At 42.0% G+C, this 12,771-nt stretch carries 15 protein-coding genes; 2 read left to right on the forward strand and 13 right to left on the reverse strand.

Features of this window, described 5'->3' with window-relative positions:
• Nucleotides 1-57: 57 nt before the first annotated feature.
• From trmD to smc, 9 genes are all read right to left on the reverse strand, one after another.
• On the reverse strand, nucleotides 58-798 hold the full coding sequence (trmD, locus tag OMHG_RS06440; protein WP_010649351.1) for a tRNA (guanosine(37)-N1)-methyltransferase TrmD: 741 nt from the start codon (nucleotides 796-798) through the stop codon (nucleotides 58-60).
• Nucleotides 798-1,310, reverse strand: coding sequence for a ribosome maturation factor RimM (gene rimM / locus OMHG_RS06445; RefSeq protein ID WP_010649353.1), 513 nt, complete (start codon nucleotides 1,308-1,310; stop codon nucleotides 798-800). Before rimM ends, trmD begins: the two co-directional genes overlap by 1 nt.
• A gap of 11 nt (nucleotides 1,311-1,321) precedes the next feature.
• Entirely contained in the window at nucleotides 1,322-1,708 is a 387-nt protein-coding gene (locus tag OMHG_RS06450; protein ID WP_010649355.1) for a YlqD family protein, read from the reverse strand.
• Between the two features lie 143 nt (nucleotides 1,709-1,851).
• Nucleotides 1,852-2,079: a KH domain-containing protein gene (locus tag OMHG_RS06455; RefSeq protein ID WP_010649358.1), complete on the reverse strand. Its 228-nt coding sequence runs from the start codon at nucleotides 2,077-2,079 to the stop codon at nucleotides 1,852-1,854.
• A gap of 13 nt (nucleotides 2,080-2,092) precedes the next feature.
• Nucleotides 2,093-2,365, reverse strand: a complete 273-nt coding sequence (gene rpsP / locus OMHG_RS06460; protein ID WP_010649363.1) for a 30S ribosomal protein S16 — start codon at nucleotides 2,363-2,365, stop codon at nucleotides 2,093-2,095.
• Between the two features lie 176 nt (nucleotides 2,366-2,541).
• The gene (gene ffh / locus OMHG_RS06465; protein ID WP_010649365.1) at nucleotides 2,542-3,885 is read right to left on the reverse strand and encodes a signal recognition particle protein; all 1,344 of its coding nucleotides are present in this window, start codon (nucleotides 3,883-3,885) and stop codon (nucleotides 2,542-2,544) included.
• Nucleotides 3,886-3,898: 13 nt separating this feature from the next.
• Nucleotides 3,899-4,216 carry a putative DNA-binding protein gene (locus tag OMHG_RS06470; protein ID WP_010649367.1) on the reverse strand — a complete coding sequence of 106 codons (318 nt, stop codon included), beginning with the start codon at nucleotides 4,214-4,216 and terminating at the stop codon, nucleotides 3,899-3,901.
• A 78-nt stretch (nucleotides 4,217-4,294) separates the two neighbouring features.
• A complete protein-coding gene (gene ftsY / locus OMHG_RS06475; RefSeq protein WP_010649369.1) occupies nucleotides 4,295-5,287 on the reverse strand; it encodes a signal recognition particle-docking protein FtsY in 993 nt (330 codons plus the stop codon).
• Nucleotides 5,288-5,301: 14 nt separating this feature from the next.
• Nucleotides 5,302-8,868 carry a chromosome segregation protein SMC gene (gene smc, locus OMHG_RS06480; RefSeq protein ID WP_010649370.1) on the reverse strand — a complete coding sequence of 1,189 codons (3,567 nt, stop codon included), beginning with the start codon at nucleotides 8,866-8,868 and terminating at the stop codon, nucleotides 5,302-5,304.
• Nucleotides 8,869-9,044: 176 nt separating this feature from the next.
• On the opposite strand from smc, the gene OMHG_RS06485 reads away from it, so the two are divergent.
• Nucleotides 9,045-9,266, forward strand: a complete 222-nt coding sequence (locus tag OMHG_RS06485; protein WP_010649372.1) for a DUF1128 domain-containing protein — start codon at nucleotides 9,045-9,047, stop codon at nucleotides 9,264-9,266.
• 306 nt (nucleotides 9,267-9,572) lie between these two features.
• Complete coding sequence (locus OMHG_RS18265) at nucleotides 9,573-9,962, forward strand: hypothetical protein (RefSeq protein ID WP_147629025.1); 390 nt, start codon at nucleotides 9,573-9,575, stop codon at nucleotides 9,960-9,962.
• A gap of 4 nt (nucleotides 9,963-9,966) precedes the next feature.
• Here OMHG_RS18265 and rnc read toward each other — a convergent pair whose 3' ends face one another.
• The 4 genes from rnc to fabD form a co-directional block, all read right to left on the reverse strand.
• Nucleotides 9,967-10,650 (reverse strand): ribonuclease III, encoded by a 684-nt coding sequence (gene rnc, locus OMHG_RS06490; protein ID WP_010649374.1) that lies wholly within the window; start codon nucleotides 10,648-10,650, stop codon nucleotides 9,967-9,969.
• A 65-nt stretch (nucleotides 10,651-10,715) separates the two neighbouring features.
• Nucleotides 10,716-10,949, reverse strand: coding sequence for an acyl carrier protein (acpP, locus tag OMHG_RS06495; protein ID WP_010649376.1), 234 nt, complete (start codon nucleotides 10,947-10,949; stop codon nucleotides 10,716-10,718).
• 141 nt (nucleotides 10,950-11,090) lie between these two features.
• Entirely contained in the window at nucleotides 11,091-11,831 is a 741-nt protein-coding gene (gene fabG / locus OMHG_RS06500; RefSeq protein WP_010649378.1) for a 3-oxoacyl-[acyl-carrier-protein] reductase, read from the reverse strand.
• Nucleotides 11,831-12,769 carry an ACP S-malonyltransferase gene (gene fabD / locus OMHG_RS06505; protein ID WP_010649380.1) on the reverse strand — a complete coding sequence of 313 codons (939 nt, stop codon included), beginning with the start codon at nucleotides 12,767-12,769 and terminating at the stop codon, nucleotides 11,831-11,833. Before fabD ends, fabG begins: the two co-directional genes overlap by 1 nt.
• Nucleotides 12,770-12,771 lie beyond the last annotated feature (2 nt).

The raw sequence follows: 12,771 nt of genomic DNA on the forward strand, positions 1-12,771 counted from the left end.
ATAACATATTGAATTTAATAGTTCAACACTATTTTCAAAGGACAAAGGAAGTTTTTATCATGTTCCCTCATCTTTTTTAATCTTTTTCAACAGCTCCTGATCTTCCTCACTTAAACGATAATTATCGAGAAGGTCGCTGCGGCGTCTATAGGTGCGTTTAAGGGACTCCGCCCGGCGCCAGTTTCTGATCTTTGCATGGTCCCCCGACATTAATACATCCGGGACCTTCATTCCGCGGAAATCAGCCGGTCTTGTATAATGTGGATGCTCCAGTAAACCAGTAGAGAAAGAATCCTCTGGGGCAGATTCTATATTACCGAGAACCTCCGGCAGTAACCGGACGACACTATCCACCACCACCATGGCACCTAGTTCTCCGCCGGTAAGTACATAATCACCAATGGACAGTTCATCTGTCACGAGATGCTCTCTTATTCTTTCATCATAGCCTTCATAATGGCCACAGATGAAAATTAAGTGTTCCTCCCCAGCCAGTTCTTCTGCTTTCTGTTGAGTAAACGTCTCTCCCTGCGGACACATGAGAATAACACGAGGCTTCACCGCGCTTTCCCCTTTAACAGCTTCAACAGCATCAAATACCGGCTGCGGCGTAAGCACCATTCCAGCACCGCCCCCATATGGGTAATCATCCACCTTCATATGCTTATTCTCTGTATAATCACGGAAATTAACGAGGTTATAGCTGAATTTTTCTCTTTCTCCTGCTTTTTTCAATATGGAAGAATTGAAAACACCTGAGAACATTTCCGGAAACAGTGTCAATATATCAATATGCATTAATCCAGCAGTCCTTCCATCGGCTCTATGACTACCTTCCTGGAATCAATATCAATATTTTTGACAACTTGTTCAATATATGGAATAAGCAGGTCTTTCCCTGATTCCTGTTTAACGACCCAAACGTCATTTGCTCCAGGAGAAAGTATTTCTTTGATTTTCCCTAACCGGCGCTCATCGGCAGTAAAGACTTCGCATCCTATTATTTCGTGGTAATAGAATTCATCCTCATCCAGTTCGGATAACTGATCTTCACCTATTTTTAATTCGCATCCCTTGAAGGATTCGACGAGGTTGATATTGCCGTAGCCCTCAAATTGAAGGAGATCAAAGCCTTTATGGATTCGGTGGGCTGCAATTTTTAATTTAATCGGCTGTTCGTCTTTGAAGACATATACCAATTCTCCCGGATTGAAGCGTTCATCAAAATCACTGATGCGCAGTACCTTCACTTCACCTTTAATGCCATGTGTATTAACGATTTTCCCTATCGTAAACATATTATCATTCATCCTATCACCTGCTATTTCTCAATTCTTATAACGATATCATCTTTTATCACAATTGCCTGACTCTCCAAATCATTCCAGTTTGAACCAATCTCAACCTCAACAAGAGCATCAACTTCATTTTCGATAATTTCACTTCCAATTTCCAGTGACTCCAATTGGTCAATTTTAAAATCGACCAGTTTAATCTTCTCCTTGCGGTTATTGATTTCCTGCTGAAACCGCTGCTCGATATCCTGTTTCGAAACACCTGGCTTATTCTGCAGTTTTCTTTTCTCAAAGAGGAGTTGTTGGCACTCTTGTTCAAGTCGCAATTTATGGTTGTGGAAATTGCCGTATATCTTTTCTTTGCTCTTCTCGGTAACAATTTGCTTGATAAGAACTTTTTTAATAATATTCACTGGTTCTCCTCGCTCCCACAAGAAATCTTTTTGTAAGCATATCGTGTCAATGCTTTCTAAACTCTTGAACAGCTAGCTTGTACACCGCATTGGAATGAGTAAAAAGGGAAAGAAGAACCCTCATGCGGGGGTCCGCTTTCCCTTTACATAATATCCAAATAAATACGTTTATTACCTTCTGTTTTAGCTGCATAGACAACCGTACGGATTGCTTTTGCAATACGCCCATTTTTCCCTATTACTTTTCCGACATCGTCCGGATTCACAGCAAGATGATAGATAATCTTTGCATCTTCCTCTTTCTCCGTAATGACAATATCTTCTGGATAATCAACTAAAGAGGCAACAATCGATTCTATTAGGGCTTTCATGATATCACACTACTTATTTAGTATTTTTTTGATCGTGGAATTTTTTCATGATGCCTTCATTTGAGAAAAGATTACGAACTGTATCACTTGGTTTTGCACCTTTTGTCATCCAATCAAGTGCTTTTTCTTCATCTATTTTAACTTCAACTGGACTAACCACTGGGTTATATGTTCCAATCTGTTCAATAGAACGTCCATCACGAGGAGAACGTGAATCAGCTACAACAATACGGTAAAATGGGTTTCTTTTAGATCCCATACGTTTCAAACGGATTTTTACTGCCATTATCTGCACCTCCAATAAAATGTTTTTCACAAGTTTAGATTCTATCAGAAAAAATTGAGTCTGTAAAGGGTTTTTACATTACAAGCAACAATTTGTTCTCCATGTCTGTTCGCCTAATGCAAAAACATGTCCGCAAAGCGATTTCTGCATAGTAATAGAGTTTTTTCCAGACTTAGTTAAAACGGGAATTTAAAGCCGCCCTTGCCTTTTTTGCCTTTTTGCATGTTGGTCATCTGTTTCATCATTTTTTTCATTTCACTGAATTGCTTGATTAGACGGTTGACTTGGGATACCGATGTTCCAGAACCTTTGGCAATACGTTTTCTGCGGCTTCCATTGATGATGGCCGGATCCTGTCTTTCATTTTTGGTCATGGATTGAATGATGGCTTCGACCTGGGACAACTGTTTTTCATCCAGCTGGGCATTCTTTAGACCTTTCATTTTGTTTGCACCAGGAATCATGGACATCAAATCATCCAGCGGCCCCATTTTTTTCACTTGGCCCATCTGCTCAAGAAAATCATCAAAGGTGAACGACATCGTCCGCATTTTTTCTTCAAGCTCTTTAACCTGCTTTTCATCTACATTGGACTGGGCTTTTTCAATTAATGAAAGGACATCTCCCATTCCAAGTATTCGTGAAGCCATACGTTCTGGATGGAATGCCTCAAGCTGATCCAGCTTTTCGCCCATACCGGCGAATTTAATAGGCTTATCCGTAACGGCTTTGATGGATAATGCTGCACCACCGCGAGTGTCCCCATCAAGCTTCGTAAGAACTACACCCGTAATATCCAGCTGCTCATTAAAGCTTTCTGCAACATTTACGGCATCCTGACCAGTCATGGAGTCCACCACAAGGAAAATCTCATCTGGTTTAACACTTGCTTTTATTTGCTGGAGTTCATCCATTAGATCACTGTCAACATGCAGACGCCCGGCAGTATCTATAATGACATAATCGTGATGTTCTTCTTTTGCCTTTTCGACAGCTTTCTGGGCAATATCGACAGGATTTGCTTCTGTACCCATAGAGAAAACAGGCATCTCCAATTGCCCACCAAGCGTTTCCAGCTGCGTAATTGCTGCAGGACGATATACATCGCAGGCAGCAAGCAAAGGGGATCGATTATGTTTTTTCCTCAACAGGTTGGCAAGTTTTCCTGTAGTCGTTGTCTTACCGGCACCTTGGAGACCTACCATCATAATTACCGTTGGCGCCCGGTCGGCAACAGCGATTTTACTTTGCTCTCCCCCCATCAAAGCAGTCAATTCTTCTTTTACCACTTTTATGACCTGCTGGCCAGGAGTCAGACTTTCCATTACTTCTTGACCGATTGCCCGTTCTTTTATACGGGCAATAAGATCTTTAACCACTTTAAAGTTAACATCGGCTTCCAATAACGCCAAACGAACTTCCCGTGTCATTTCTTTTACATCTTGTTCAGAAACCTTCCCTTTACCGGTAATCTTCTTTATTGTACTTTGTAAACGGTCGGCCAATCCTTCAAATGCCATAGAAGGTGTCCCCCTAATCCAATTCTTTTAGTTTATTGATCATATCCAATACAGCTTTATCGGACACTGTTTTCTCGATTTGGTCTATAAGAGAAGCCCGCTGCTCGAATTTACTGTATAAATGCAATTTTTCTTCATATGTTTCCAGCATCGCTTCAGTACGTTTGATATTATCATAGACAGCTTGACGTGACACTTGAAACAACTCGGAAATTTCACCAAGTGAATAGTCCTCCAAATAGTACATTTCCATATAATTGCGTTGTTTGGGTGTTAGCAATGCTTGATAAAAGTCGAAGAGATAATTGATGCGTGTTGTCTTTTCCAGCACTATATACACCCCTTGTTAAGTGAATCACCTTTACAATATCATAGCGAATGCATTGAATTACTGTCAAGGTTTTACCTCTTATTCTTCTACAGCTATATTCGCAAAAAGTCCATAAACAAATGCATTTGCATCAAACTCCTGTAAATCCTCCACCTGTTCACCTAGGCCTACATATTTCACCGGAATTTTTAATTCATTCCGTATGGCAAGTACAATGCCGCCTTTAGCTGTACCATCAAGTTTCGTCAGCACAATACCTGTAACATCGGTTGCCTCAGAAAAGGTTTTTGCCTGACTGAGGGCATTTTGGCCGGTAGTCGCATCGAGAACTAGCAGGACTTCATGTGGCGCAGCAGGAACCTCTCTTTCAATAACACGTTTTACTTTGGCAAGCTCATTCATCAAGTTAACCTTGTTCTGCAGTCTGCCTGCAGTATCACAGATCAGGACATCTGCATTTCGTGATTTCGCCGCCTGTATTCCGTCGAATATAACGGCAGCAGGGTCACTTCCTGCACTTTGCTTAATAACCGTCACACCAGCTCTTTCTCCCCAGATTTCAAGCTGCTCAATTGCACCTGCACGGAATGTATCCCCAGCCGCCAATACGACGTTTTTTCCCTGCTGTTTCAATTGATGTGCCAGCTTACCGATGCTTGTCGTCTTTCCAACACCATTCACGCCAACAACCAAGATAACGGAAAGCTCTTTTTCCTTAATATTTAATTTCTCAATTAGAGGTTCATCATCGCCATAATAGATTTCCACTAATTTTTCGGATATGACGTCCTTAATTCCGTTCGTATCCTTGATGTTCTGACGTTTCACTTCCATCTTCAGTTCTTCAACCAAATCCATCACTGTCGTTACACCAACGTCAGCGGTGATCAGAACTTCTTCCAGTTCCTCAAAAAAATCTTCATCCACTTTTCGATACCGGGCAATCAGGTCGTTCAGTTTGCCCGAAAATGAATTGCGGGTTTTCTTCATCCCTTCCTGATATTTTTTGGAAACTTCTTCTGTTTCTTCATTTTGTTTGAATCTATTTTTCAATTTATCCATGAAGCCCATTATATCTATTCCTCCTAGGATTTTATTAATTCTTTCGTATCCTCGAGCCTTACGGAAACAAGCCTGGATACTCCTGATTCCTGCATCGTAACGCCATAAAGGACATCGGCTTCCTCCATCGTCCCTTTTCGGTGAGTAATTACAATAAATTGCGTGTTTTCACTGTATAACTTAACATACTTTGCAAATCTGGCAACATTGGCCTCATCCAGTGCCGCTTCCACCTCATCCAAAATACAGAAAGGTACAGGGCGGACCCTTAAAATGGCAAAGAGCAATGCAATGGCCGTAAGCGCCCGTTCTCCACCAGAAAGCAGACCTAGATGCTGGAGCTTCTTGCCTGGAGGCTGGGCGATAATATCAACACCGGTATCAAGAAGTCGCTTCGGATCCGTTAATTTCAGCTCAGCATGTCCACCACCAAATAATTGTGTGAACACAACAGCAAATTCATCTTTAATTTTAGTAAACGTTGTATCAAAACGACTCTTCATTTCCTCATCCATTTCCGCGATTACCGTAAAGAGTGTTCCTTTGGCTTCTACGAGATCGTCCCGTTGTTCTGTAAGGAAAGTATATCGTTCTGAAACACGTTCATATTCTTCTATCGCCCCTAAATTGACCGTTCCGAGGCGCTCTATGCTCAATTTCAGCTGCTTTACCATCGATTTCGCATCCTCGATGCTATCCACCTTGCTATAGTCCTGCCGCGCCTTTTCATAAGTGATTGTATATTCTGTCTGCAGATGATTCAAGCGATTTTCCAGCTCAACATCCAGACGATTCGCTTTTACTTCTTTTTGCTGGATGCTCTGCAGAAGCTGCTGATGACTTGTATTATCCTCTTTCAGTTTGACCTCCATATCTTGCATATGCTTGGTCAATTCTGTCCGTTGATCCCGCCTCTGCTGAATCGATAGGGAGGATGACTCCTTGTCTGCCTTTGCCGACTGAATCATCTGATCGATTTCAGTCTCTGTCTCTTCGGAATCTTCCAATTCAGCCAAGTTGTTTAATTCCTTACAGTATTTATCATATTGTGCCTGCAGGCTTGCCAATTGTGATTCAGCTGTGGTCGTTTTCTCCCGCTGGCTTTTCACTCTTTCTTCCTGCTCTGCGAATGTTATTTGATATTTATGCAAGTCCCGTTGGAGCATTTCCTTGTTTTCTTTAAATTTCTCTTCCTGATTTGTAAGGATATCGATTTCTTTCTGTATCGATGCCAATTGTTCTTTTAACGCTGCCAATTCATTTGACAGCCGCTCATCACGGGTAGAAAGATCCTGACTGTCCTGGATAAATTGCTGCTTATCCAAATCATAGATGGAGAGATTATCATTTATCGATGATAATCGTATCTCTACCTGCTTAAAGTCAGAATGTAATGCCTGCAGCTCATTTTGAACAACGGCAATTTCATTTTCCTCCGATAGTTGCTTGGTCTCGAGATCTTTCACCTTATTCTTGGACGCTTTTACAACCGCTTCAAATTGTAACGCCTTTGTCTGAAACTCATTGAATCGTTCGGTCATTTCCTGCAGATCTTTTTCTCTTGTAAACAGGGACTGATTGCTCTTTTTCTGAGCTCCTCCTGACATTGCCCCTCCTGGGTTAACAACATCTCCCTCAAGCGTGACAACACGAAATCTCCTGTTTACAATTGCGGCAATTTCATTGGCATCCTTTAAGGTCTGAGCAATGATGACATGCCCCATTAAATGATTGACCGCCCTTTGATAGTACGGATCTGCTTTCACAAGTTCGGCGGCAATCCCGTGAAAGCCTGGATGTCCTTCAATTTTCTGCAGCATATCCTTGCTGATAAACCGTTCCTGAATGGATTCAAGCGGTAAAAACGTTGCCCTGCCGTTATTTGTTTTCTTCAACCAGGCAATCGCATTTCTGGCAGCCTTGTCATTGTTCACAACGATATGCTGTGCCTGCCCTCCAAGAACCGTTTCTATCGCCGTAATGTAATCTTTGGGAACTTCAATCAATTCAATGACTGCACCATAAATATTTTCAAGACGCTTCTCTTCACGGGCTTTCAGAATCGCTTTAACCCCGTGGAAAAAGCCCTGGAAATCTTCTTTCATTTCTTCGAGCATTTCCTTTTTCGATTTTAGCTTTTCGATATATTGATAGCCTTTATAGAGTTTGCTTTGTGAATCCTCGAAATGACGCCGTTCTGCTTGCAAATCATTTTTGATTTTCTTCAGCTGATTTTCTTTCTCCTTAAAAAGCCTTTCTTTTTCTTTATAGGCTTCTTCCACATGATTCTTATTTTCTGTCAGCTGTTTCCTTAATGACAGAAGGTCTTGGAACTTTTCGGACTGTTTATCCTTCTTCCCGCTTATTTGCAGTAATTGCTGTCCTATGGATTGTTTTTCATTACGCTTTGCAGCCTGCTTATTAAGCAATTCAATGAAATCTGATTTCAGATCTTCAATCTGTTCCGAAATACTCTCTTTGCTCATATTGAGCTGAGAATCCAAGGTATTTGCCTTTTCCTTCGTCTTCTGTCTTTCCTGCTGCAATTCAGCAAGCTGCTTTTTTTCCTTTTCTACCAGCTTCTGTAACGCATCGATACGTCCTGCCGTCTCTTTCTTCTGTAGTTCAAGTTTATCTTTATTTTCCCCAACATGCTTGGATCGCTCATCCAGCAGCTGCTTTCTGCCTTCATATTTTTCAAGCTGCTCTGTTGCCATTAAAAGATTTGCCTGAAGCTGTTCAATCTCCTCGTCCACACGCTGCATTGTCTGCTTTTGCTTGTCTAATTCCGCCTCTTTTTGCTGAATGGAATCCTGAAGCTTAATATCGGCAGATTTTTCCCTCTCAATATTTTGCAGGATCTGCTGCCATTCACTGTGAAGCTGCTCTATTTCAGTTATCAGAAAGGAGATTTCCTTTTCCTTTAGTGTGTCCTTCAATTCCGAATATTTCTTCGCCGTCTCGGCCTGCTCCTTCAATGGGTTTATCTGCTGCTCTATCTCATGGATGATATCTTCAACCCTGTTTAGGTTTTCTTGTGTCTCAGCCAGTTTATACTCGGCTTTCTTTTTCCTCTGTTTATACTTCAACACACCTGCAGCTTCTTCAAAAATTGTTCTTCTCTCTTCCGCCTTTGAGCTTAAAATTTCCTCAACCTTTCCTTGGCTGATAATGGAAAAGGCTTCCCGGCCCAGACCGGAATCCATGAAAAGATCAATTATGTCTTTCAGCCGGCAGGATTGCTTATTAATATAAAATTCACTATCACCTGAACGGTATACTCTCCGCGTAACACTAACTTCATCATAATCAAGCGGTACTCGCTTATCATGATTATCAAGCACCAATGTTACTTCGGCAATGTTTTGCGCTTTCCTCGTATCACTGCCCTGGAATATGATATCTTCCATTTTAGAGCCCCGTAATGATTTAGCCGATTGTTCACCAAGCACCCAGCGGATTGCATCTGTGATGTTACTCTTCCCGCTTCCGTTTGGTCCGACAACAGCTGTAACCCCAGGTACGAATTCAACATTGATTCGCTCAGCAAATGATTTGAAGCCCACGCTTTCCAATCTTTTTAAATACATATTCATTCTCCTACTATAAAAAAGAAACCTTTTCTATGTGTTCCTTATCATTTATATTCTAAAAAAATTTGGCATTTTAACTTATTTATTTTATCATAAAGTATGTCACAAAAGAAGAGCAGAACGTATTCAAACACTATGTATTGCAATGTTCTGGAGAAATAGGGGTGAGAATTATGAGTTTGGAAAAAGCAAATGAAGAAAATATGAAACTATTGCTTCATGAATTGGCAGAACGATTAAACGTTGTTAATCGTTCCATTATGGATCCGGAAGACTATGACCTGAACAAATATGAAGATTTAAAATTCATGTATGATATGGTTGTCCAAAAAGGGCAGCTCAGCGCTTCGGAAACACAAGCGTTTATTCAGGAACTGGCGACAATACGAAAGTAAGAATTATGTTAACAGGCAAGACAGGAAGCAATTTGCGGTGGAGTACGGTTCCCCGTTACGAAGGTTTCGCTAAAAATGGGATTTTCCCCACACAAATTAGTATTTAGTACAGGTACCAGCAAAGTAGCTCCAGCCAAGACCGCCACTATGGAGCACAACTAGTTGGTACCTATTATTTTGTGTGGCCTGCGTTGAACCGGTTAACTGGTTGGACCTGGGCGGGGCAAGACGGTGGATATATGGTTGGAATAGGAGACTAGTTTGTAACAGAACCGCGGAGTCAGGTACGGCGGGTGCGGTCGGGAGGTGCGCACGGGGGGGCGGGTTTTCCGCGCTTTTCTCGGGATTCCGCGGTTTTCCCGATTATTCCGCGCTTTTCTCGATTATTCCGCGCTTTCCCGGTTTTTTCCGCGCTTCTCCCGGTTTTTTCCGCGCTTTTCTCGATTATTCCGCGCTTTCCCGGTTTTTTCCGCGCTTTCCCGGTTTTTTCCGCGCTTTCCTGGATTATTCCGCGCTTTTCTCGATTATTCCGCGCTGCTCCCGGGTTATTCCGCGCTTTCCCCGATTATTCCGCGGTTTCCTGGATTATTCCGCGCTTTTCTCGATTATTCCGCGCTTTTCCCGGGTTTTCCGCGTTTTTCCCGGTTATTCCGCGCTGCTCCTGATTTTCTCGCTTTTTCCCCTGCTCTATTCTAAGGGCTTACATTTTATAATGATCGAGTGCGTATTTGGCAGCACGCTGCTCTGCTTCTTTCTTTGTTCTTCCGGTACCTTCACCTGCTTTGTTTCCTTTAATGACAGCATGTGCGACAAATTCTCTGTTATGTGAAGGTCCTTTTTCTTCTACAATTTTATATTCTATGGTTTGATTTTTATTCTGTTGTATCAGTTCCTGCAGTTGGCTTTTATAATCCATCGCATGCGAAAAAGCACCAGTATTGATTTTCGGAAAAACATGTTCCTTTAAGAACCGTAATGCTTCATCAAACCCCTGGTCTAGATAAAGTGCACCAAGAAACGCTTCAAACACGTCTGCCAGTATTGCTGGTCTTTCCCTTCCGCCAGTCATTTCTTCCCCTTTTCCAAGCAGAAGAAATTCTCCGAAGTTCAATTCTACCGCAAAGTTCATTAATGAAGGCTCACATACAATCGCTGCGCGCAACTTAGTCATTTCACCTTCTGGCATATCTTGATTCTTCCGAAACAGGTATTGGGAAACACCTAATTCAAGTACTGCATCACCAAGAAATTCCAAGCGTTCGTTGTCCGAAAATACGGTTTTCCGATGCTCATTCACATACGATGAATGTGTAAATGCCTGCTTAATCAGGCTGTGATCATGAAACTTGATATTTAGTTCATTTTCTAATTGATCTACATTCATAGCTGTCACCTCCACTTGCAATATATAGCGAAAGCCCCGCATAAACGGGACTCTCCATTGAATATTTAAGCTTTGCTGTTTATGTAATTCACAGCATCACCAACTGTATTTATTGATTCAGCATCTTCGTCAGCGATTTCCATGTCAAACTCATCCTCTAATTCCATTACAAGTTCCACTACATCCAATGAATCTGCTTCCAGGTCATCCTTAAAAGACGCTTCCATTGTAATTTTAGATTCTTCAACATCAAGACGATCAACGATAATAGCTTTTACACGATCAAATACATCTGCCATCATACTTCACCTCCCTTCAAGTAGTATAGAAGATTTCCTTCCAAATTTCTAGCAAGAACAGCAGCAGAGCTAACTGCACTTGACGAGAAGCGAAAAGCCACCAGAGTTTAAGCCCTAACGGATTTCCACTGTTTTTTTGCCCTACATTACCATTCCGCCGTCGACATGAATCGTTTGACCCGTTATGTAGCCGGCATCCTCTGTCGCCAGAAAACGGACCACTCTTGCTACGTCTTCAGGTTTTCCGAGCTTAGCTAGAGGAATTAAGCCCAGTGTTGCTTCTTTTTGTTCTTCGCTTAGTTCATCTGTCATCTCAGTTGAAATAAATCCTGGCGCGACCGCATTAACCAGAATATTGCGTGACGCAAGTTCTTTTGCGGCTGTTTTGGTCAATCCAATCACTCCAGCCTTTGCAGCAACATAATTTGCCTGTCCAGGATTTCCACTGACTCCAACGATTGATGCAACATTAATGATTCTTCCTGCTCTTTGTTTCATCATTTGTCTCGTAACTGCCTTTGTACAAATGAAGACACCTTTAAGATTAGTATTAATGACCGCATCAAACTCAGCTTCTTTCATACGCATGAGGAGATTGTCCCTTGTTATGCCTGCATTGTTCACTAAAATATCGAGGCTTCCAAATTCAGAAATAACCTGTTTTACCATATCTTTTACATTTGCTTCGTTTGCGACATCGGCTTGAACTTTGAATGCCTTAACACCCAGCTTCTCTATTTCTTCAACAACCGCCTGTGCCTTCGCTTCACTGCCCGCATAATTTACCGCAACATTTGCACCTTGTTTGGCGAGTTCAATCGCAATTGCTCTTCCAATTCCGCGTGATGCTCCTGTAATAAGTGCATTTTTCCCTTTCAGCATTATGAATCCTCCCTGTACCATGAAATGAATTCTTGCATGGATTTGATATCCTGTACGGCAAATGCAGGTACCTTTTTGTCTATCTTTCGTAATAATCCAGACAGAACCTTCCCGTTGCCTACCTCTACAAATGCATCGATGCCTTCGTTAATCATCTGATTGATTGACTCTTCAAAGCGGACGGGAGAATAAAGCTGCTTAAGCAACAGATCTTTAATCTCTACACTTGATGTAACCGCTTCTGCTGACACATTGGCATAAACCGGAATCGTTGCATCCTGAATCGGTGTTTTATCCAAATAGGCCGCAAACTCTTCATTGGCAGGTTTCATCAGCCTTGAATGGAATGGTCCGCTCACATTCAATGGCAGGACGCGCTTGGCACCTTTATCTTTTAATAAAGCTGCAGCCTTCTCAATCCCTTCCTTGGAACCAGAGATGACAATTTGACCAGGGCAATTCAAATTGGCAAGGTCCACTACTTCCTCGGTAATTTCCTGTAGTGCTTCGGAGATTTCTTTCTCATTTAATCCAAGCACAGCTGCCATGGTACCCTGGCCTTTTGGAAAGGCATCTTCCATCAATTTCCCGCGTACAGCAACAAGCGGCAATGCATCTTCCACGGTTAAAGCCCCTGCTGCCACTAGGGCGCTGTATTCGCCGAGACTGTGTCCAACAGTCATAACAGGTTCCACGTTTTCCTGCTGCAATAATTTATGTATGGCAATACTTGTTAAAAGCAGGGAAGGCTGGGCATTCTCCGTTTCGGTTAACGCTTCTGCAGGCCCATCAAACATAATTCCCCTTATATCCTTACCCAATACATCATTCGCTTTTTGGAAAAGCTCCTTAACCATCGGGTATTCATCATGAAATTCCTTCCCCATCCCAACGGCTTGTGAACCTTGACCGGGAAACATAAAAGCTACACGTTTCATAA

Source organism: Oceanobacillus massiliensis str. N'diop, from assembly GCF_000285495.1.
Classification (GTDB): domain Bacteria; phylum Bacillota; class Bacilli; order Bacillales; family Amphibacillaceae; genus Oceanobacillus; species Oceanobacillus massiliensis.

What these genes read in the sequence shown, in the direction of transcription:
- fabD (WP_010649380.1), bottom strand. Translation starts at nt 12,769, where the DNA reads ATGAAACGTGTAGCTTTTATGTTTCCCGGTCAAGGTTCACAAGCCGTT.
- OMHG_RS06455 (WP_010649358.1), bottom strand. Translation starts at nt 2,079, where the DNA reads ATGAAAGCCCTAATAGAATCGATTGTTGCCTCTTTAGTTGATTATCCA.
- ffh (WP_010649365.1), bottom strand. Translation starts at nt 3,885, where the DNA reads ATGGCATTTGAAGGATTGGCCGACCGTTTACAAAGTACAATAAAGAAG.
- smc (WP_010649370.1), bottom strand. Translation starts at nt 8,868, where the DNA reads ATGTATTTAAAAAGATTGGAAAGCGTGGGCTTCAAATCATTTGCTGAG.
- acpP (WP_010649376.1), bottom strand. Translation starts at nt 10,949, where the DNA reads ATGGCAGATGTATTTGATCGTGTAAAAGCTATTATCGTTGATCGTCTT.
- fabG (WP_010649378.1), bottom strand. Translation starts at nt 11,831, where the DNA reads ATGCTGAAAGGGAAAAATGCACTTATTACAGGAGCATCACGCGGAATT.
- ftsY (WP_010649369.1), bottom strand. Translation starts at nt 5,287, where the DNA reads ATGGGCTTCATGGATAAATTGAAAAATAGATTCAAACAAAATGAAGAA.
- rimM (WP_010649353.1), bottom strand. Translation starts at nt 1,310, where the DNA reads ATGAATGATAATATGTTTACGATAGGGAAAATCGTTAATACACATGGC.
- rpsP (WP_010649363.1), bottom strand. Translation starts at nt 2,365, where the DNA reads ATGGCAGTAAAAATCCGTTTGAAACGTATGGGATCTAAAAGAAACCCA.
- trmD (WP_010649351.1), bottom strand. Translation starts at nt 798, where the DNA reads ATGCATATTGATATATTGACACTGTTTCCGGAAATGTTCTCAGGTGTT.
- OMHG_RS06485 (WP_010649372.1), top strand. Translation starts at nt 9,045, where the DNA reads ATGAGTTTGGAAAAAGCAAATGAAGAAAATATGAAACTATTGCTTCAT.
- rnc (WP_010649374.1), bottom strand. Translation starts at nt 10,650, where the DNA reads ATGAATGTAGATCAATTAGAAAATGAACTAAATATCAAGTTTCATGAT.